This is a genomic window from Pseudomonas gingeri (assembly GCF_013386115.1).
Classification (GTDB): domain Bacteria; phylum Pseudomonadota; class Gammaproteobacteria; order Pseudomonadales; family Pseudomonadaceae; genus Aquipseudomonas; species Aquipseudomonas gingeri.
This window is the reverse complement of sequence record NZ_JACAOR010000010.1, coordinates 161,787-181,561: the sequence shown is the minus strand read 5'-3', so window position 1 is coordinate 181,561 and position 19,775 is coordinate 161,787. Positions and strand designations below refer to the sequence as shown.

At 65.6% G+C, this 19,775-nt stretch carries 21 protein-coding genes; 1 reads left to right on the top strand and 20 read right to left on the bottom strand.

What is annotated here, in order from left to right; all coding sequences use genetic code 11:
• Positions 1-172: 172 nt before the first annotated feature.
• The 16 genes from HX881_RS19785 to HX881_RS19710 all read right to left on the bottom strand — a co-directional run bounded on the left by HX881_RS19785 (position 173) and on the right by HX881_RS19710 (position 14,909).
• Positions 173-1,753, bottom strand: a complete 1,581-nt coding sequence (locus HX881_RS19785; protein WP_177086111.1) for an aldehyde dehydrogenase (NADP(+)) — start codon at positions 1,751-1,753, stop codon at positions 173-175.
• Between the two features lie 204 nt (positions 1,754-1,957).
• Complete coding sequence (locus tag HX881_RS19780; RefSeq protein ID WP_017129056.1) at positions 1,958-2,875, bottom strand: dihydrodipicolinate synthase family protein; 918 nt, start codon at positions 2,873-2,875, stop codon at positions 1,958-1,960.
• Positions 2,876-3,008: 133 nt separating this feature from the next.
• Positions 3,009-4,037 carry a trans-3-hydroxy-L-proline dehydratase gene (locus HX881_RS19775; RefSeq protein WP_177086109.1) on the bottom strand — a complete coding sequence of 343 codons (1,029 nt, stop codon included), beginning with the start codon at positions 4,035-4,037 and terminating at the stop codon, positions 3,009-3,011.
• Positions 4,038-4,091: 54 nt separating this feature from the next.
• A complete protein-coding gene (locus HX881_RS19770) occupies positions 4,092-4,814 on the bottom strand; it encodes an amino acid ABC transporter ATP-binding protein (protein WP_017129058.1) in 723 nt (240 codons plus the stop codon).
• Entirely contained in the window at positions 4,807-5,457 is a 651-nt protein-coding gene (locus HX881_RS19765) for an amino acid ABC transporter permease (protein ID WP_177086108.1), read from the bottom strand. Before HX881_RS19765 ends, HX881_RS19770 begins: the two co-directional genes overlap by 8 nt.
• A gap of 12 nt (positions 5,458-5,469) precedes the next feature.
• Positions 5,470-6,135 carry an amino acid ABC transporter permease gene (locus HX881_RS19760; protein WP_017129060.1) on the bottom strand — a complete coding sequence of 222 codons (666 nt, stop codon included), beginning with the start codon at positions 6,133-6,135 and terminating at the stop codon, positions 5,470-5,472.
• Positions 6,128-7,897 carry a cis-3-hydroxy-L-proline dehydratase gene (gene lhpI / locus HX881_RS19755; protein ID WP_177086106.1) on the bottom strand — a complete coding sequence of 590 codons (1,770 nt, stop codon included), beginning with the start codon at positions 7,895-7,897 and terminating at the stop codon, positions 6,128-6,130. Before lhpI ends, HX881_RS19760 begins: the two co-directional genes overlap by 8 nt.
• Before the next feature lie 10 nt (positions 7,898-7,907).
• Positions 7,908-8,726, bottom strand: a complete 819-nt coding sequence (locus tag HX881_RS19750; protein ID WP_017129062.1) for an ABC transporter substrate-binding protein — start codon at positions 8,724-8,726, stop codon at positions 7,908-7,910.
• 246 nt (positions 8,727-8,972) lie between these two features.
• Positions 8,973-9,722 (bottom strand): AraC family transcriptional regulator, encoded by a 750-nt coding sequence (locus tag HX881_RS19745; protein ID WP_177086434.1) that lies wholly within the window; start codon positions 9,720-9,722, stop codon positions 8,973-8,975.
• Between the two features lie 74 nt (positions 9,723-9,796).
• Positions 9,797-11,053 carry an NAD(P)/FAD-dependent oxidoreductase gene (locus tag HX881_RS19740; RefSeq protein ID WP_177086104.1) on the bottom strand — a complete coding sequence of 419 codons (1,257 nt, stop codon included), beginning with the start codon at positions 11,051-11,053 and terminating at the stop codon, positions 9,797-9,799.
• Positions 11,050-11,286, bottom strand: coding sequence for a (2Fe-2S)-binding protein (locus HX881_RS19735; RefSeq protein ID WP_177086102.1), 237 nt, complete (start codon positions 11,284-11,286; stop codon positions 11,050-11,052). The genes HX881_RS19740 and HX881_RS19735 overlap by 4 nt, the downstream gene beginning before the upstream one ends.
• Positions 11,279-12,394 carry an FAD-dependent oxidoreductase gene (locus tag HX881_RS19730; protein ID WP_177086101.1) on the bottom strand — a complete coding sequence of 372 codons (1,116 nt, stop codon included), beginning with the start codon at positions 12,392-12,394 and terminating at the stop codon, positions 11,279-11,281. The genes HX881_RS19735 and HX881_RS19730 overlap by 8 nt, the downstream gene beginning before the upstream one ends.
• On the bottom strand, positions 12,391-13,323 hold the full coding sequence (locus HX881_RS19725) for a 4-hydroxyproline epimerase (protein ID WP_042936810.1): 933 nt from the start codon (positions 13,321-13,323) through the stop codon (positions 12,391-12,393). The genes HX881_RS19730 and HX881_RS19725 overlap by 4 nt, the downstream gene beginning before the upstream one ends.
• Before the next feature lie 109 nt (positions 13,324-13,432).
• On the bottom strand, positions 13,433-14,104 hold the full coding sequence (locus tag HX881_RS19720) for a GntR family transcriptional regulator (RefSeq protein ID WP_017129068.1): 672 nt from the start codon (positions 14,102-14,104) through the stop codon (positions 13,433-13,435).
• 150 nt (positions 14,105-14,254) lie between these two features.
• Complete coding sequence (locus HX881_RS19715; RefSeq protein ID WP_218171733.1) at positions 14,255-14,674, bottom strand: DUF2442 domain-containing protein; 420 nt, start codon at positions 14,672-14,674, stop codon at positions 14,255-14,257.
• Complete coding sequence (locus tag HX881_RS19710) at positions 14,658-14,909, bottom strand: DUF4160 domain-containing protein (RefSeq protein WP_042936813.1); 252 nt, start codon at positions 14,907-14,909, stop codon at positions 14,658-14,660. The genes HX881_RS19715 and HX881_RS19710 overlap by 17 nt, the downstream gene beginning before the upstream one ends.
• Positions 14,910-15,289: 380 nt before the next feature.
• On the opposite strand from HX881_RS19710, the gene HX881_RS19705 reads away from it, so the two are divergent.
• Positions 15,290-16,579: an MFS transporter gene (locus HX881_RS19705; RefSeq protein WP_042936816.1), complete on the top strand. Its 1,290-nt coding sequence runs from the start codon at positions 15,290-15,292 to the stop codon at positions 16,577-16,579.
• 27 nt (positions 16,580-16,606) lie between these two features.
• Here the strand turns inward: HX881_RS19705 and HX881_RS19700 are convergent, their stop codons facing one another.
• Genes HX881_RS19700 through HX881_RS19685 form a run of 4 tightly spaced genes read right to left on the bottom strand, consistent with a single transcriptional unit; the run spans position 16,607 to position 19,690 of the window.
• Complete coding sequence (locus tag HX881_RS19700) at positions 16,607-17,284, bottom strand: glycosyltransferase family 2 protein (protein WP_017129072.1); 678 nt, start codon at positions 17,282-17,284, stop codon at positions 16,607-16,609.
• Positions 17,281-17,880, bottom strand: a complete 600-nt coding sequence (locus HX881_RS19695; protein WP_017129073.1) for a class I SAM-dependent methyltransferase — start codon at positions 17,878-17,880, stop codon at positions 17,281-17,283. Before HX881_RS19695 ends, HX881_RS19700 begins: the two co-directional genes overlap by 4 nt.
• A complete protein-coding gene (locus tag HX881_RS19690; RefSeq protein ID WP_377651098.1) occupies positions 17,877-18,632 on the bottom strand; it encodes a PIG-L deacetylase family protein in 756 nt (251 codons plus the stop codon). Before HX881_RS19690 ends, HX881_RS19695 begins: the two co-directional genes overlap by 4 nt.
• Before the next feature lie 17 nt (positions 18,633-18,649).
• On the bottom strand, positions 18,650-19,690 hold the full coding sequence (locus HX881_RS19685) for an acyl-CoA dehydrogenase family protein (protein WP_017129075.1): 1,041 nt from the start codon (positions 19,688-19,690) through the stop codon (positions 18,650-18,652).
• Between the last annotated feature and the right edge of the window lie 85 nt (positions 19,691-19,775).

Sequence of the window (19,775 nt, the reverse complement as noted above, 5' to 3'; positions counted from 1 at the left end):
TGGGAATGGGCCGGCGTGGCAGGCGACTATGTGGGAGGGGGCTTGCCCCCGAAGCTTCTGGCGGCTTCACGGGCCTCATCGCTGGCAAGCCAGGCGCTCCTACAGAGAGCGTGCCGGCCTTGACTGAATGGCATCAAGGCAAGCCCGCTCCCACAGCTCTCGCGTCCGGAAACTACCAGCTTTCGCGGCTGCTCCGACCGTCCACCAGCCGGGAAATCCCCAGCGGGTTGGCGTTCTTCAGCACATCGGGCAGCAACGCATCCGGGCAGTTCTGGTAGCACACCGGCCGCAGGAAACGGTCGATGGCCAGGGTGCCGACCGAGGTGCCACGGGCATCGGATGTCGCCGGATAAGGCCCACCGTGAACCATCGCCTCGCACACCTCGACCCCGGTCGGATAACCGTTGAACAACACCCGGCCAACCTTCTGTTCCAGTAGCGGCAATACCTCGGCGTGCGCCTGCAGATCGCCGGGCTCGGCAATCAACGTCGCGGTCAACTGACCGTGCAGTCCTTGCAGGGCGCGTTGCAACTCGGCCCGGTCGGATACCTCGACCAGCACGGTCGTCGGGCCGAACACTTCTTCCTGCAACAGCGGATCGCCGTCCAGCAGCAGGCTGACATCGGCCTTGAACAGTTGCGGCAAGGCCTGCCTGCCCTGTTGCGGCAGACCGGCCAGATGGGTGATCCGCGGATGCGCCTGCAGCGCCTGGAGGCCCTTTTCATAGCTGCCGAGGGTGCCGCTGTTGAGCATGCTCTGCGCCGGTTGCTGGCCCATCAAGGCCGTCAGGCTTTCGGTAAAGGCGCTGAACGCCGGCGAGCGCAAGCCGATCACCAGTCCGGGATTGGTGCAGAACTGCCCGCAACCGAGCACCACCGAAGCGGCCAGTTCCCGGGCGATGGTCTCGCCGCGCAGGGCCAGCGCCTCGGGCAGGACCAGTACCGGGTTGATGCTGCTCATCTCGGCAAACACCGGGATCGGTTGCGGGCGCGCCGCTGCCATGTCGCACAAGGCCCGGCCGCCCTTGAGCGAGCCGGTGAAGCCGACGGCCTGGATCGCCGGGTGCTTGACCAGCGCTTCGCCGACCCCGCCGCCGTAGATCATGTTGAACACCCCCGGGGGCATGCCGGTCTGTTCGGCGGCGCGGATGATCGCATCGGCGACCCGTTCGGCCGTCGCCATATGGCCGCTGTGGGCCTTGAACACCACCGGGCAACCGGCGGCGAGGGCGGCAGCGGTGTCGCCCCCGGCGGTGGAGAAGGCCAGCGGGAAGTTGCTGGCGCCGAACACCGCCACCGGGCCGAGGCCGATGCGATATTGACGCAGGTCGGCGCGCGGCAGCGGCTGGCGCTGGGGTTGCGCGCGGTCGATGCGTGCACCGTGGAAGTCGCCGCGACGCAGGACATCGGCGAACAGGCGCATCTGTCCGCTGGTACGGCCGCGCTCGCCGAGGATGCGCGCGTTGGGCAGGGCGGTTTCACGGGTGACCAGATGGATGAAGTCGTCGCCCAGGGCATCCAGCTGGCTGGCGATGGCTTCGAGGAATTCGGCACGGCGACTGGCCGGCAGGGCGCGATAAGTCGGGTAGGCGCTGGCGGCGGCCCGGGCGGCGGCGTCCACTTCTTGCGGGGTGGCCTGGATAAAGCGGTAGGGCAGGGCTTCGTCGCTGCTGGCGTCGTGGCTGTGCAGGACGACACTGCCGGCGGCGCTGCGAGTGCCACCGATGTAGTTATGACCGGGGATCTCGGGCATGGGGAACTCCGATTGACAGGGGCTCGTGTCGAGCTCTTTGGGTTTCCTGTGGGGGCAGGGCCTATTCGCGGACAAGCCCGGCTCCTACAGTTTTGTGTCGTCGACAAGATCCGGATTCGACTCAAGCTCTGTAGGAGCCGGGCTTGCCCGCGAAGGCGTCGGGACAGTCACCGCCACTCTGGCGGGCTGCTCCCAACCTTTTATTCAGAGACCCACATCCGGCAACGCCGGACGATTGGCCATGGCCTTGGCCATGATCTGCTCGACAAATACCCGGTCCGCTTCCGGCAAGGCCAGGCGCGGTGGACGGGTCAGCGCGCTGCCGCGACCGGCAATGGCCTCGCACAGCTTGATGCACTGCACCAGGTCGGCGCGGGCATCGAGGTGCAGGATCGGCATCAGCCATTCGTAGATCGGCATGGCTTCGGCGAAACGGCCGGCCTTGGCCAGGCGGAAGATGGTTTCGCCTTCCTTGGGGAACACGTTGGACATGCCCGAGACCCAGCCCTCGGCACCGACGGCGATGCTTTCCAGGACCACGTCGTCGAGACCGGCGAAGAGCACGAAACGGTCGCCGACTTCATTGCGCACGTCGATAAAGCGCCGGGTATCGCCGGACGAATCCTTGAAGCACACCACGTTGTCGCAGTCGGCCAGGGAAATCAGGATGTCCGGGGTCACGTCGTTTTTGTAGATCGGCGGGTTGTTGTAGACCATCAGCGGCACGTCGGCGTGCCTGGCCACATAGCGGTAGTGCTCGGCGGTCTCGAACGGCTTGGAGCCGTAGACCAGCGCCGGCATCAGCATCACACCATCGACACCGACCTTGCGCACCGCATTGGCAACCTTGGCCGCCTGCACGCTGGTGAACTCGGCAACGCCGCAGATCACCGGCACGCGGCCCCTGGAGGCGTCCACCGCGACTTCGGTCACGGCGATCTTTTCCTCGGCGGTCAGCGAGGTGTTTTCCCCCACCGAACCACACACCACCAGACCCGAGACGCCGTCACGGATCACGTTGGAGATCACTTGATGGGTCTTTTCCAGGTTGATGGAGAAGTCGTCGTTGAATTGAGTGGTGACCGCGGGGAAGACGCCGCTCCAGTTGATGCGCTTGCTCATGATTAACTCCAGTGGTTAAAAGTATTTCGTATACGATATTTTAAGTGAAAAAATTCAGCCAGTGTTTTTTCGCCGGACGCCGTGCTGGCGCCACCGCGTTGTTGCAATCGGCCGTCAGGCAATGGGTTGTGGTTCAGGCGCCGGGCCAGGTGTCCGACAGCCGGTAGCCCTGTGGCCACGGATCGGCGGGGTCGAGCAGCAATTGGTGGGTCCCGGTGATCCAGGCCCGACCGGACAGGCACGGATAGATCGCCGTGCGACCGGCCAGTTCGGTCATGGAGTCGATGCGGCAGTGGAACTCCGAACCGATGATCGAGCGGCCGATAAAACGGTCGCCGACTTTCAGCACGCCCTTGGCCTGCAACACTGACATGCGTGCCGAGCAACCGGTACCGCAGGGCGAGCGATCGATCTTGCCGGGACGGATCACCACGGCGTTGGCACCGGTGGCGACACCGTTCTCGTAGACCACCGGTGCGGCAATCTGGCAGAAGGAAATGTGCGACCAGTCGGGGTTCAGCGGATGGACAAAGCCCAGTTGCTCGTTGGCGGCGCGGGTGATCTTCAGGCCGATCTCGACCATGTCCCTGGCCTCGTCGGGGCGAATCTGGAAGCCCAGGGTCTGTGCGTCGACGATGGCGAAACTGTCGCCGCCATAGGCGGTGTCGACCTGGATCGAACCCAGGCCCTCGACTTCGATCCAGGCATCGAGGCGGTCGGCGAACGATGGCACGTTCTTGATTTCCACCCGCTGGACCTTGCCGTCCTTGCACTCGGCCACGGCTTCGATCAGGCCGCCCGGGGCCTCCAGCACCAGCCGGGTCTGCGGTTCGGTCATTGGCAGGATGCCGCTGTCGAGCAGCACGGTGGACACGCACAGCGAGTTGGAACCGGACATCGGCGGGGTATCGGCCGGTTCCATGATGATCCAGGCCATCTGCGCCCGTGGGTCCTTGGCCGGGACCAGCAGGTTGACGTGACGGAACACCCCGCCGCGCGGTTCGTTGAGCACGAAATTGCGCAGGGTTTCATCCTGGGCGATCCAGCGCGACTGTTCCCACACCGTGGCACCCGGCGGCGGGGCGACGCCGCCGACAATCACATCGCCGACCTCACCTTCGGCGTGGCAGCTGACCACATGAACGATTTTCGATGAACGCATTGATACACCTCCTGTCTGTTCACTCTGTAGGAGCCGGCTCCTACGGGGGAGCGGTTATTTCACGGATTTGAGGAACGCCGCCGTTTCCGGTTGCACGGGATTGCCGATGACCTGGTCGGGCGAGCCGATCTCATGCACCAGGCCGTTGCGAAAGAACGCCACGCGGTCGGAGACATCCCGGGCGAAGCGGATCTCATGGGTGACCAGGACCATGGTCATGCCGTCTTCGGCGAGCATGCGCATGGTGTCCAGCACCTCGCCCACCAGTTGCGGATCGAGGGCCGAGGTGGCTTCGTCGAAGAGCATGTAGTCCGGCGACATGGCCAGGGCCCGGGCGATGGCCATGCGCTGTTGCTGGCCGCCCGAGAGCTTGCCGGGGAAAGTCTTGAGCTTGTCGCCCAGGCCCACATGGGTGAGCTGGCGCACCGCCAGTTCCTCGGCCTCCTGCTTGCTCCGGCCGAGTACCTTGCGCGGCGCCAGCATGACGTTCTCCAGCACGGTCAGGTGCGGGAAGGCGTTCCACTGCTGGAACACGATGCCGATCTTCTGCCGCAGGCGGTTGAGGTCGGTGGCCTTGTCGTGGACTTCGATACCGTCGACGCGGATGCTGCCCTTGTGGATCGATTCCAGGCCGTTGATGCACATCAGCAGGGTCGATTTGCCGGAGCCGGAGCCGCCGATGATCGACACCACCTCACCCTTGTTCACCGTCAGGCTGACGCCCTTGACCACTTCCAGGTCGCCGAAGGATTTGTGTACGTTGTCGATCTCAATCATTTTCTTGCCACCTTCTTTCCAGACGAGCGCCCAGGCGTGCGACCACCAGGCTCATGACGTAGTAGATAAGGCCCGCGATGCACAGCACCAGCAGCGGTTCCTGGATGCGGGTGACGATGGTTTGCGAGGCGCGCAGCAGTTCGACGATGCCGATCCACATCACCAGCGCGGTGTCTTTCATGACGCTGAGCACCAGGTTCAGCCAGCCGGGGAACGCGACCCGCGAGGCCATCGGCAGGACGATCCAGCGCAGGTCCTGCAGGTAGCTCAGGCCCAGCGAGCGGCTGGCCCGGCGCACGCTCAGCGGCACCGAGAGCACGCCGCCGCGGACGATCTCGGTGAAGTACGCGGCGGCGTAGATCCCGAGCACGATGCAGCCGACGGTGAAGGCACTGATGTTCAGGCCGACGATGCTCTTGAGCGAGTTGAACAGCACGAACTGGATCAGCAGCGGTACGCTGCGGAACACGTCCAGGACCCAGGCCAGCGGCAGGCTGAGCCGTGGCAGCAGGGCGCGCAGCAGGCCGAACACCAGGCCGGCGATGGTGCCGAGCAGGATCGACCAGACCGTCAGTTGCAGCGTGACCCAGGCCCCGCTGAGCAGGAACAGCAGGTCATTCAGGGTAAGACTGGTGGAAAACATGGAGCAGACCCCTCAGTAACGGAACAGCCGCCAGGACAAGAGCCGGGCTACCGCGACGATCGCCTTGGCGATCAGGTAATACAGCACCGCCGCGATGGCGAAGTATTCGAAGGTGCGGAACGTCTTGACGTTGTAGTCCTGGGTCACCCCGGTCAGGTCGTTGTTGAGGCCGACGATCACCCCCAGCGAGGTCATCAGCACTGCCCAGACCATCTGGTTGGTCAGCGGGTAGAACACCACCCGCAGCAATTGCGGAACGATGATCATCCGGTAGGCCTGGAAGGCGCTCATGCCCAGCGAACGTGCTGCGCGCATCTGGGTGTCGGGCACGGCCTTGAGGCCGCCACGGAAGTTTTCCGCCAGGTAGCCGGCGTTGTTGAAGGTGATCCCGGCCAGCAATGCCAGCCAGGAGCTGACATGCAGCCCCAGGGAGCCGAGGCCGAAGTAGAGGATGTAGATCTGGAACAGCGACGGCGTGTTGCGGGCGATGGACACCCAGCCGTTGGCGATACCGCTGAGCACCGGCTGTTTCGCCTCGCGCATAACGGTCAGGGTCAGGGCGATCAGCACGCCGAAGATCATCGACAGGGCGGCGGTTTCGAAGGTCACCCAGGCGCCGTTGAGCATGTCGGGCAGGGCACGGAAGGCCGAATGCCACTGGAACGTATAGTCAAACATGCACCGCTTCCTCCTGTGGCAGCCAGGCCGGCAGATTCCCGCTGGCCTGGGCGCTGCAGGCGCTGTCGACACACTCGGCCAGGCTGGCGAAGTGCACCGTGCGTCCGACCAGGCCGGGAGCGTAGTGGGCGTATTTGCCGGAGTTGGTCATCAGTGTCCGGGCGGCCGGCGGAATCACCGGCTCACCGACCATGCACCAGCAGGTATCGGTGATCAGGGTCGCGCCGAAGGCTTCGATCGCGGCGATATGACCGGCGGCACGGGCCTGTTCCAGCACGGCCCTGCCGCAGGTAATCGCCAGCACCACGTCCGGGTGCTTGTGGCGGCCACGGCACAGGCGCGCGAGGTGGGCGAACTCGCTGAGGGAGAAGTGCGGGTTGCCCAGGGAAACCACATCCACTCGCGGTTCGCGGGCGCTGTTGAGTTCGCGCCAACTGCCCAGCAGGTCTTGCGGGCTGATGCGTTGCAGGGGCAGCGACTGACCCGGCTCCAGCACCTGCAGCGGGTCGAGGGCTTCCGGGGTGACCCCGGCGATATGGAACAGCGGTGCCGCCGAAGTGGTGGCGAAGGCCGCGCCGAAAGCCTTCAGGTCGTCGAGGCTGGGGTTGGCCAGCTCCAGGCCGCGCACCAGCGGGATACGGCTGCCTGACAGCGCGCCGATGTGATAGCCGAGCAGCGGGTAGAAGGCATCGTCCAGTTCGCCCATGGGCGGTACTTCGATCTCCAGGCGCGCCTTGCGCTGTTCGGCCAGGTGGCAGCCGGTCAGCGGTGCGCGGCCGGTCAGGGCGATGCAGATATCCAGGTAGTCGGGGTATTTCTGGGTCCAGGCACCGAGCACGCTGTTGGCATAGACCACGGCGTTGGATTCGGCCCAGACGATCTGTTCGCCGGCTTTCGGCGCACTGTCGAGCAGGTAGGGCGCGCAGGTGTAGCTGAGTTGCGCGCCCATCGCCATATAGGCCGTGCCCAGGGCACTGGCGGGTTCGCCGAGGGCCGGATCGACCCCCAGTTCACGCCAGCGGCGCTGGTCCACGGAAATCGAATTGAGGGTGGTCGGGACGCGCACGCGCGCCCCCCATTGCACCAGTTGTTCGGCAAAGCGCAGGCTCGCCGGCCCTGTGTAGATGCAGCCGTCGATATGCGCCTGGGTCACGTCCAGCAGGCTGGGCGCACCTTGCAGCTCGGCCATCTGCAGGACGATCTGCATGGCTATCTGGGCCGCCTTGCCGTACTGACCCTCGAGCAGGGCCAGGTCATGTTCGCTGAGTTCGACGCTACCGGTCGCCGGCCGCACTGGCACCGGCGTGGCCGGTGCCTGCCAGGCGTCGGCGGGCATTGCGTCGAAGAGTGTCAGGCTGTTGCCCTCGATCCGGGCAAAGGCCTGGCCGCGCAGGGCGGCAAAGGCCTCCCGGCCGATGCACAGCACCGGCAGGGAACGTTCGAAAATCACCCGGGCCACCAGCACGCCCAGGGTCAGGATCTCATCGGCTTCGGCCAGTACCAGCGCAGCCGGGGCATGACCATTGCTGATCAGCTCCATCATCACGCTGCTGCCGGTACAGGAACCGCGGCCGCTGGGCAGCGCCAGCACGCGGCCGGCCAGGTGCTCGCCGCTCAAGGGATGATGGCGGTCGATCACTTCGCCACTGAACGGATCGACACCGCCCCAGAAACTCAGGCCGATATCGGCGAACAGCAGGGAACCTTGGGCGGCTCCCTCGACCAGGCTGCGTCCGGTGAGGGAAGTGGGCGTGCTGGGCATGCGGGTTTCCTCAGTAGTAGACGTGTGGCACGGTCAGGTCGGCCGGTGGGATATCGGTCCCGACCCACTTGGTGAACAGCTCGTTGTAACGTCCGGTACGAACCTGCTGGTTGATGAACAGGTTGAGGTAGTTGATCAGGCCGTACTCGTTGCGCTTGGCACCCAGCGAGACGTAGTCGATCACGTAGGGGGCGTTGCCGGCGACCTTCAGGCCCTTGTACTTGCCTGACTTAAGCGTAGCCGCGGCCACGGTGTTGGTGACGACAGTGGCATCGATATGGCCCTGGGCGACGGCCAGGATGGTGTCGTTCTGCGACTGGTAGGCGCGGAAGCTGCCGGTGCCCCAGCTCTTCTGGTCTTTTTCCAGGGCGATGGCTTCATAGGTGCCGCTGGTGTTGCCGACAGGGCGGCCCTTGAGGTCTTCGTATTTGCTGATACCGGTGTCTTCGCGGGTCAGCACCACCATCTGGAAGGCGAAGTAGGGAATGGTCAGGCCGACGGTCTTGGCCCGTTCGAGGGTGTCGGAAGTGGAGGCGACGATCACGTCGGCACGGCCCGAGACCAGCGCGGGAATACGATCAGGGAATGGCGTCTCGACGATCTCGGCATCGACTCCGAGGACCTTGGCCAGGTCGTTGCAATAGTCGACGTCGAAGCCCACCGGCTTGTTGCTGGCATCGCGCGAGCCCATCGGCGGGAAGTCCAGGGTCACCGCGCAGCGCAGCTTGCCGGAGCCGATGATGTCATCGAGCTTGTCGGCCTGGGCCGTGGCGATAAAGGACGAACTGAGAACCACACTGAGCGCTACGGCAAAAACGGGATTTTTCATGGATGCCTCGTTATCGGTAAGTGGTGTTGGCTTTCGTATTATGAATTTCGTATACGATATTATATTAGCAATGACTGTGCCTGTTTCCACGTTGGAACATGAATTCTTCACCGGCCCACGGGTTAGAGGGTTTGTCGGCTGATAAGGGCGTAGATGCCCGCTTTTATCGGGGTGTGGGGTGTTACAGAAGGGAGCACGTTTCGCCGCGCGCGCCCCCTAAAGGAACACGGCGCAGGAACACGTCGATCAGCGATGGGTTTCGCGGTAATGGCTTGGCGACAGGCCGGTGAGGGCGCGGAACTGGCGGCTGAAGGCGCTGTGGTCGGTGTAACCGCAGCGCAGGGCGATCTCGGTGATCGGCAGGTCGGTGTGCAACAGCAATTGCGCGGCTTCTTCCAGGCGGGCCTTGTGGATCATCTGCCGTGGGGTGAGCTGGAAGATCCGCTTGCAGTGACGTTCCAGCTGGGCCACCGACAGGCCGGCGATCTGCGTCAGTTCGGCGAGGCTGATGGGCTGGGCGAAGTGCTCGCGGATGTGCGCGTCCACCGCGGCGACCTTCTGGAAGGACGGGTGGTTCGATTGCGGCAGTTGCAGGTCGCGGGAAATCCCCGCCAGGCCGACGACCCGCCCTTGCGGGTCGCGCAGGGGGACCTTGTGGGTCAGGCACCAGATCGGCTGGTTGCCGTAATAAAGGTGCAGTTCCAACTGGTCGGCCAGCTCGCGCCCGCTGCTCAGCACTCGCCGATCCTGCTCGGTATAGGAGGCACCGAAACGTTCCGGAAAGACCCGGTCGGCGGTCAGTCCCAGCAGCTCGCCGGGCTGCTTGAAACCACAGCGCCGGGCCAGGGTCTGGTTGACGAAGGCGTAGCGCGCCTCGCTGTCCTTGATGAAAAACACCACGTCCGCCAAGGTATCGAGCAGGGGGGCGATGGCACTCAGGCTGTCCAGCAGGATCGGCAGGTCGCAGGGCTTGAAACGGGTAAGCGAGGCATGCATGGCGTCGGGCGTCTGGCGGCAACTCTCGGGATCATAGAGATCCTCCGGCGTCGCCGAAACCCCCGTGCCGCTATTCATGCCGGCGGGGTGTCGTCGAGACACGACAGCGTGTCGATCCGCGCTGGACTGAACGGCGGGCGCGGTGCCGGAAGTTGCCAGCCGAACAGGTGCCGGACCGCGCCGCCACATACCCGGCCCTGGCAGGCGCCCATGCCGCAACGGCTGGCGAGTTTCGCTTCGCGCCAGTCGCGATGACCTTGCAGGGCGGCATAAGTGACATCCTCGCAACGGCATACCAGGGTGTCGGGTTCGGCCAGGGCCTTGAGTCGCGGGTCGAGGGCAAAGGCCTTGTTCAGGGTGTCGGCGAAACCCTGCCAGCGTGCCCGGACCGGCCACAGGCGCTGGGCCGCGTCGCGCTCGCCGACCGCCGCATGGCCGGCAATCGCACCTTCCACCAGGGCCAGTTCGCTGCCGCCGAAACCGGTGCATTCACCGGCTGCGTAATGATCGACGAGGCTGCTGGCCTGCCAGGTGTCGACGGCCAGGGCGTGGCCGTCGAGGGCATAGCCCAGGGCCTCGCCGAGCTGGGTGTTGGGGATCAGGCCGAAGCCGCAGGCCAGGCGCTCACAGGCCAGTTCGACGATCTTGCCCCGTTGTTGCAGGCGCACACCTTCCAGGCGCTCGCTGCCCAGGGCGGCAAGCACATGGCTGTCGGTGCGGTAATGCCGGTCGAACAGGCCGAAGGCTTGCAACCCCTTGTGGGGCCAGCGTGGCAACTGCGCGGCAAAAGTACCGACGCAGGTGAGTGAGGCCTGCTCGGCGACTCGCAGGATCTGTGCCCCGGCCTGGCGGGCGGTGGCGGCGCTGGCCAGCAGCAACGGTCCGCTGCCGGCGATCACCAGGCGCTCACCGTCAACCGGCAGTCCGCCCTTGATCAGCGCTTGCAGGCCGCCGGCACCGGTAACCCCGGGCAGCGTCCAGCCGGGGAAGGGCAGCAGCAGTTCGCGGGCGCCGGTGCAGAGGATCAGCTTGTCGTAGCCGATCTGCCAGCCCCGTTGCGAGTCTTCCAGCAGCAGGTGTTTCGGGCCGGTGCTGGCGATCACCCGGGTGCCGGGGTAATGCCGCACATTGTCACAGGCCTGCAGGCGCTGGCGCAGTGCTCGGGCCTGGGGCGGCAACTTGGCCTGCGGGCCGTCGCGCCAGATCTGTCCGCCGGCCAGCGGGTTGTCGTCGATGATGGCGATGCGCGCGCCGCTGGCGGCGGCGGCCAGGGCGGCGGCGATGCCCGAGGGCCCGGCGCCGATGATCAGCAGGTCGGCAAACGCCATCATGGTCGGGTCTCCACGTGCATGCCGTCCTGGCAGAGGGTCTGGCAGGCCAGGCGTCGATCGCCATCGATACTGACCCGGCATTCCTGGCAGATGCCCATGCCGCACAGCGGCGCACGACGCCGGCCGCTGACCGAGGTACGGCTGCAACCGTCACCGCCCAGGGCCAGGGCCGCTGCTACGGTGGTGCCTTCGGCGACGCGCAGGGCGCGACCGTCCAGTGTCAGTTCAGGCATGGATTGGCGCTCCGAGAAAGCGTTGTGGCAGATAGGCGGCGGCAGCCAGGGGCGGCGTTTCGTTGAGCAACTGGGCGACCAGCAGGTCGGCGGTGCCGGGGGCGGTGGTCACGCCCAGGCCTTCATGACCGACAGCCAGCCACAAACCTTCGCGCTGCGGGTGCTGGCCCACCAGCGGCAGGCCGTCCGGGCTGGCGGCACGCAGGCCGGTCCAGGCGCGGATCGCATTCAGCCGGGCCAACCCGGGCAGGTATTCGACGGCACGCTTGAGCATCTTCGCCAGCATCCAGCCTTCGACCTGCAGGTCGCGGGTGCCGAACTGACGTGAAGCGCCGATAAACAACTGGCCGGTGGGCCGCGGCTGGATATTGCAGGCGACGGAGGGGCCCTTGGCGTTGTGGGCGCTGGTGACATAACCCAGTTCCACCAGGGTATGGGTGACGCTGCCGGGATAACGGTCGGTGATCAGCAGGTGGCCTTTCTTCGGCTCGATGGGCAGTTCCGGGCACAGTTCGTTGGCCTGCACGCCATTGGCCAGGACCACCGCCCCGGCGCTGAGCCAATGACCGTTGTCGAGCCGTACGCGGTTGCCGTCGACTTCGCTGACCCGTGCCCGGCGCTGACGGATACCGGCGGTTTCGAGCATCCAGCGAGCCGTGGCCGGGGCATAGAGAATGCCGTCGCCATGGATCAGCAGGCCGCCTTCGAGGCCTTCGCGCAGTTGCGGTTCGCGTTCGCGCAGGGCCTGGTTGCCGAGCAGTTCACAGGCGATGCCATGGGCCTGGAGGTTGGCGTGCTTGGCCTGGGCCACGGCCATTTCCTCGGCGTTGGCGGCGATCCACAGCGTACCGTTGTTGCGGTAGGCGCAGCCTTCGGGAAGCTCGGTAGCGATCTCGCGCCAGCGTTGCACGGAGTATTGGCACAGGGCCAACTCCGCCGGGTTGTCGTCGAGTACCAGCAGGTGGCCCATGCCCGCCGCCGTGGCATTGGGCAGGCCGGCATCCAGCACCAGCACGCTCAGGCCCCGCTTCGCCAGGGCCTGGGCACAGGCGGCACCGACGATCCCGGCACCGATCACGATAATGTCGGCTGCCGTGCCTTCGTTCACAGGCGGATGCCCCAGGCGAACGGATCGTCCTGTTCGAGGATCAGGGTCGTTTCGGCACTGATATGGGCGCGCCCGCGAATGGTCGGCACGATGCGTTCGCCGTCGGCCTCATAGGAACCTTCGAATTCGCTGCCGATCACACTGGCCTGGCGCCAGACCTGTCCCGGCTGCAGCTTGCCATCGGCCGCCAGGCACGCCAGCTTGGCGCTGGTGCCGGTGCCGCAGGGCGAGCGGTCGTAGGCCTTGCCAGGGCAGAGCACGAAGTTGCGGCTGTCGGCCCGGGCGTCGTCGGCGAACAGTTCGACATGGTCGATCAGGCCGCCGTCTTCGCCACGGATGCCTTGTTGTTCCAGGGCCTGCTGCACGGCGAAGGTGTAGGCGGTCAACGCCTCCAGGTTGTCGCTGGTGACGTCCAGGCCATGGTCGGCGATCAGGAAGAACCAGTTGCCGCCCCAGGCGACATCGCCGACCACCTCGCCGAGGCCCGGCACCTGCAGGGCCAGCGCTCGCAGATAACGGTAGGACGGGACGTTGCGCACACTGACCGAACGGTCTTCGTGAAGGGTGGCGTGCACCGTGCCCACCGGGGTTTCGATGGCGTGGATGCCCGGCTCGATCCGACCCAGATGCGCCAGCGAGGCGACCAGGCCGATGGTGCCGTGGCCGCACATGCCGAGGTAGCCGGTGTTGTTGAAGAAGATCACCCCGGCGGTGGCCGCCGGGTTCACCGGCTCGCACAACAGCGCGCCGACCAGCACATCGCTGCCGCGTGGCTCGAGGACACAGGCGGCGCGCCAGGCATCGTATTCTTCGGCCAGGCGCTGGCGGCGTTCGGCCATGCTGCCACGGCCCAGGTCGGGAAAACCGGCGGTCACCAGGCGGGTGGGTTCGCCGCCGGTATGAGAGTCGATCACGCTGATTCGTTGCATGGCAGGCCACTGTCGAATGAAGGAGTTTGCAGAGTGGCCTGTGGGAGGGGTGTCCGGCTTGATGCTTTTACCGGACCCTCATGACGAAATCAGCACAGTGGTGGCGGGATCAGTGGGCGCGCGGCAGGTGCTCCAGCAACGTCGCGCAAACCCCGGCGATGTGCTCGTCGAGCAGTTTCACCGCCTGTTCCACATCACGGGCGCGACAGGCTTCGATGATATCGCGGTGCTCATGGTCGGCGCGTTCCTTGCCGGCGGAGAGGCTCATCTGCAGGCGCAGGTAGCGTTCCAGCTTGTCGTTGACCGAACGGATCAGGCTGACCAGGAATGGTCGTCGCGCCGGTTCGTAGAGGCAGGCGTGGAGTTCCCAGTTGAGTTCGGCCCAGCGCCCGATGTCATTCTCGCCGACGAATTCCTGGCAGATGCGTTCGGCGCGGGTGAAGGTCTCTTCGGTCATGTTCGGGATGGCCAGGCGCAGCACCTTGTCTTCGAGCAGCATGCGCACTTCGAACATCTGCGCCAGTTCGGGTTCGGAGAGGCGCGTGACCATCGCCCCGCGGTTGCGCTGGAACATCACCAGGCCCTCGGCTTCCAGGCGCTTGAGCGCCTCGCGCACGGGAATCTTGCTGACGTTGAACTGGCGGGCGATTTCGTCCTGGCGAATCGGTTCGTCCTCGGCGAAATTGCCGGCGACGATGGCATCGCGCAGGTGCCGGGTAATGATCTCCGAGGTCGAAGGAGCATTGCCCAGGTCCGGGAGGTTGAGCTTGGGTAGGGTCACGGCGCGGTCATTCGAAAGGGAAGAAAGGGATATGGTATACAAAAAACGTTTTGTTTTCCTGTCTTCGATGCAGACGCACGCGCCGATGTCGCAAATGGGCCGGGCAGTGACGCGATGGCGGGGGCGCCTGCGCAAGGCGCCCCATCTGCATCACAGGAGCGAGGTTTTCCGTGGGCGTCCGCCCAGCTTGCCGTTTTCCCGGGCGGCGCGGGCCTTGGCTTGCGTCGATTTCGAGCCGCCTTTGCTACCCAGTTGGCTGGCCATCCACGACGCACTGCCGAGCACGCCCTGAATCAGCGAGGGCAGGTGGATATCGATGTCCAGGGCCGGAAAGTGCAATCCCTGGCCCGTCGGGCTGATTTCTATCTGAACCAGGTCCGCAGCCTTGGCATCGGCCAGGCCCTCGACCAGTCGCGGCGGGAACGACAGGCTGACCCCGGAATCGAGGCCGATGACGACGCAACCGGTTTCGGTGTCGTAGCCGGCTTTTTCCGCGCGTGGAGCTTTTGCCTGGAACGCTTTTGCGGATCGGTTCGCTTGTTGAAACTCGAGTTCAGTCAAAGTCACCATGGATCTCCCTCCACTGCTTGCATTGATAGGCCAGATCGGCGGCCAACCGGGCACTCAACAGCTTCAGTCGCTTGTACGAAAACCCGTGATTTTCTCTCAGTTCCGGCGGACCTTCCGGGCATCTGAGGTAGAACACCGCCTCATCTTCCCGGGTCATGACATGCACATGGCAAGGTCGGTGGTCGTTGGAGTAGATCACTATCCGTATGTCTTCAAATCGAGCTGTTGTGACCATGATTCGAGATTAACCTATCCGTTTGGGTTTTTAAAAAGTAACCGATGTACGGCAGCTTTGGGTTGATGTTCTTTGCCGGCCTCCTTGAGGCTAGAGGGCTCAGGACGGGCTGCGTCATCTCAGGTATTTCTCGATATTTGCAGGCGCGATGACCGGGGTGTCAGGCGCCGTGTGGCGGCAATCGGACGGGTCTTTTTCCGGCTGATAAATGAGTAACCATTGATTACATCGAGGAATGACTCAAAATCCACCATGGCCGTTTATCCGCATCGGAACAGCCAATACAGTGGTTTGCCGGCGCTGTCCGGCACCCGCTGGAGGTGTGGGACTCGCCTCGAGTCGCTGCCCTTGGCCCGACTCCGGACCTGCGAATCCTTGCCATGAACCGATCTGAAAACAGCGTTCGACCCACCACCGAGAACCCTTCCCCGTCATCCTCCTACGCACAACGAAATGCCCCGTACTGGCGGCGTAACCTGGCGATCTGTGTATTCGGCTCCTTCACCACGCTGGTCAGCCTGAGCATGCTGCTGCCGTTCCTGCCGTTGTATGTGCAGCAGCTCGGGGCAGAGTCGCCCGCCGCGGTGGTGCAATGGTCGGGGATCGCCTTCAGCGCGACCTTTCTCGGCACGGCGGTGACCGCGCCGCTCTGGGGGCGGCTGGCTGATCGTTACGGACGCAAGGCGATGCTGGTACGGGCGGCGATCGGCATGGCGATCGTGATGTCGCTGATCGGTGTCGCCCACAGCGTCGTCGAGCTGGTGGTGCTGCGCCTGATTGCCGGATTGATCGGTGGCTTTGCCTCGGCATCGATCGTGATGGTCGGCACCCAGGCACCTCGCGAGCGCGCCGGCTGGGCCCTGGGCATCCTCTCTACCGGGGCGCTGGCGGGCAATCTGGTCGGGCCGCTGGTGGGCGGTTTCCTGCCGATCTGGGTCGGCATTCGCGGGACCTTCTTTGTCGGTGGCGGATTGATCGCCGTGACGGCGTTGCTGGTGATCCTGCTGGTGCGCGAGGACTTCCAGCGCGGCGTCGATGGCCGCAAGCTCCAGGCGAGCGGCGACGGTGTATCGACGACCCGGCGTTCAGTCATCGTGGCGTTGCTGCTGACGGCCATGATGGTGCTGCTGGCGAACATGTCCATCGAGCCGATCATCACCGTGTTTATCGCGCAACTGGATGTGCCGGCCGAGCAACTGACCCGGGTGGCGGGCGTGGTGATGGCGTCCTCGGCCCTGGGCAGCGTACTCACCGCCGCACGGTTGGGCGCCCTGGCGGACCGGGTAGGGGCCTGGCCCGTGATCATCGGCTGCCTGTTGGCGACGGGCCTGGTGATGGTGCCGCAGGCCTTTGTCAGCCAGTGGTGGCAACTGGCGCTGTTGCGCGGACTGATGGGGATGACCCTCGCCGGGCTGCTGCCGTCGATCGCCAAGCTGGTGCGCCAGTCCGTCGACGAGCGCGAGTCCGGGAAAATGCTCGGTTACCTGCAATCGGCGCAGTTCACCGGGCAGGTGGTCGGGCCTTTGCTGGGAGGGCAGGTGGGCGCGCATATCGGTTTGCACGCGGTGTTTTTCGTCACCGGGGCGTTGCTGGTGGTGTGTGCCGGGCTCAACCAGGCCGTGCGCCTTGCCGGCAAGGGGCACCGGCGTCAGGTGGGAGACTTCCGATGAAGTCGGGTGGGCAGGTGAGTGTCGGTGTCATGAGTGCGACGGTAGCGAGCTGTCTTCGCCCAGTGACTTCAGGTAATCGCCGAAGCCGCCGCGGGCGCGGCTGTCCAGGCGGCTGCTGGTCTTCACGCTGTTGAGGGCGGTCCAGACGATATGGGCGCCGCTGCGTTGCAGGTCTTGCACCAGGTGCACGTCTTCATGGGCGGGCAGGGGTTTGAAGCCGCCGGCACGTCGATAGGCGTCGGCGCGGATGCCCAGATTGGCCCCGTGGATATGCCGGTGGCCTTCTTCGGCGTGATACAGGTGCTGGTAGCGCTGGCGCACCGCGGGGCTGTGTTCTGCCGCCCAGTCGTCGACCCTGACCGTACCGCAGACCGCGTCGGCGTCGAACGCCAATTGGCGCAGCAGCCAGTTCTGCGGCACGGTGCTGTCGGCATCGGTGCAGGCCAGCCAGCGGGCGCCGCGCTCCAGCATGTAGGCCGCGCCCGCGCGCCGGGCGAAGCCGACATTGCCCTGCCTGACCTCGAGGGTGCGTACCCCGCAGGCCTGGGCGATCAGTCCGGAGTCGTCGCTACAGGTATCCAGGACTACCAGGATCTCGACTTTTTCACCGGCATCCCGTGCCTCCCGCGCGGCCGCGGCCAATGACTCCAGGCAGGCCTGCAGCAGGGCTTGTTCGTTGTGCACGGGGATGACAACACCGATCATAAGGTTTCCTCTTCGAGGTCGATGACATAGGGTTCGGTACACCAGTGTTCGAGCAGGAAGTCCGCTTCTTCATGGCGTACCGAGCGATGCAGGGCCGGATGCGATTCCAGCAGGCGATGTACCTGTCGTCCGTCCTGGGGGCAGCCGGCGATGGGGTTCAACCAGTGACAGGCGACTATCGAACCGCCGACGCGGAGGCTGTCGCAGGCCTTGGCAATGACGTGCTGCCAGTCAGCCGGATCAAGGTAGTAGCCGATTTCACTGAGGACGATCAGGTCGAAGCGGCCTTCGGGCCAGTCGCGGGGCAGGTAGCCGTGGCGGACTTCGACGTTGGCCTGGCCTTGCAGGCGCTGCCGCGCCAGTTCGGTGGCCGTGGGGCTGGCGTCCATGCACAGCAGGTGGTCACTGCGCGGCGCCAGGGCGACGCTCAGTTCGCCGTTGGCGCAGGCCGGTTCGAAGACCCGGGCGTAGCGTTGGTGATGCAACGTCGCCAGGGTCAACTGGCGCTTGCGGGTCTCGTACCAGCGCGTACGAAAGGCCCAGGGGTCCTGGCTGGCGCTGAAGAGCTGTTCGAAGTAATCGGCGGGCAGGCTCATCGGAAAAACAACTCGAAGGGTTGCAGCAGGCGTTCCAGCACTGCCGGTGGCAGGATGGCCGTGGCGCCGGTACTGGGGTCGGCGGCGAGTTGGCTGGCATGCGCCTCGATGGCCCGCCTCTTGGCGGCGATGGCGTGGGGGGCCAGGGGGAGTTTGCGGGCCCGTGCCCAGGGCAGCCGTGGATCCTCCGGGCTTGCCCAGTGCCACGCCCAGACCGGGACTTCCAATAGCGTCGCGTGGCAATCCTGCGCCGCTGCCGCGCACGCCCGGCCGACGGCTTCATGGTCGCAGTGGGCATCGTGGCGCCAGGTCGTCAGCAGTTGGTCGCCGGGCCGCAGGATGTCTCGCAGTTGGCGCACCAGGCTGGTTTCGCTGGCCGCGACCTGCGCGTCGGCCAGGCCCAGTCGTAGCCACGGCAGGTGCCGACAATCGATACCGAGCCGCGCCAGGGCCTCGGTACTTTCGCGAGGACGCACCGCCCGCAGGCGAGCGGCAGGCCAGAGCGTCGAGTGTGGATGGCTGCCTTCGCCATCGGTGACCGAGATCAGCAACAGGTCGGCTGGGCTGCTGGCGAGGCTGGCCAGCAGCCCGCCGCACATCAGCACTTCGTCATCCGGATGCGGGGCGACAATCACCAGGCGCCGACCCGGTTCCAGCAATGCTTCCCGGGTGATCGTCGGGACCGAGCGCAAGCGCCGCGATCCCTGCCATTGCTGCAGCGACGTGCCGGGGGCCTGGATGGGATTGGGCACGAGCGGTGCCGGCCGGTTCATAGCTGCCAGTCCCGTGGCGCGCCTTGCGCCGCCAGGCGGCCGAGTTGCGCCAGGTCGCGCTCCGCGTGACTCTGGCGAATGAACACCGGCAGATCGGCACTCAGTCGGGCAAAGCGTGGGCTGCGGCAGAAAGGCGTGGCTCCCAACGCCCGGCCGACATGCCACTGCACTTGCTCCACGGCGGCCTCCACGGTGGCCCTGGTCTGCCGTACGCGAAACTCGGCATCCGCATGCGGATGCCCGTCGATCCAGCTGGCGCATTCGCGCAGGGTCGCCGCGGCGCCTTGCAGGGCCGCCTCCACGGCGCCGAGATGAGCCAGCGCGTGAGGATCTTCGCGCGGTCCGGCGCAGTGGGCCCGCAGGTAGTCGGCCAGGGTCCGGGCGGCGCCATACCAGCAGGCGGCGATCCCGGCACCGCCTTGCCAGAAACCCGGCCGCTCGAGGTAGCCGTTGCGGGGGCCGACGCAGCGGCCGAGGCTCTGTTCCAGCTCCACCGTGATGCTGGCCGTGAGGCCCATGCCACAGGCCTGCCAGTCCTCGCGCTGGAAGCGCAACTGCGGTTGCTCCAGGGACAGGGCCACCAGTTGAGGCTGGTCATCTTCATCCCAGGCGGTGATCAGTGCATGGTCGATCTGCAGGGCGCCGGAGCACCAGGCCTTGCTGCCGGCGAGCCGTACCCCGGTGTCATCGCGCGAGACGATGCGTGCTCGTGCCGTGGGCGGTTCGGCGGCCCAGACGCCCCAGATACCGCCGCGGTCCAGAGCCTGCGCACCCAGTTCGGCGAGGATCGCCGTGGCATCCGTATGGCCTTCGTAAAGCTTGGCCAGGGCCAGGTCGATACCGGCGACTCGCGCCAATGAACGCCAGCGTTGCAGGGTATGCCCGCTGCCCGGCAAGGGCAGGTCGGCCTCGCCTGAAGCCAGGCAACGTTGCATGATCTCTTGCAGGTGGGTGTCGAGTTGCAGGGGCTGCTTGCGCTCACCGAAGGCTTCGAGCCATTCGCCGGACGCCGCCAGCTCATCCTTGAAAACCGTCATGGTCATGCTCCTGGAGGTGGCGACTATTTCAGTGCCGAGGGTTTGTCCGTTGCCGCGTTCGGGTTCTGGTGCGGCTTGCCATGGG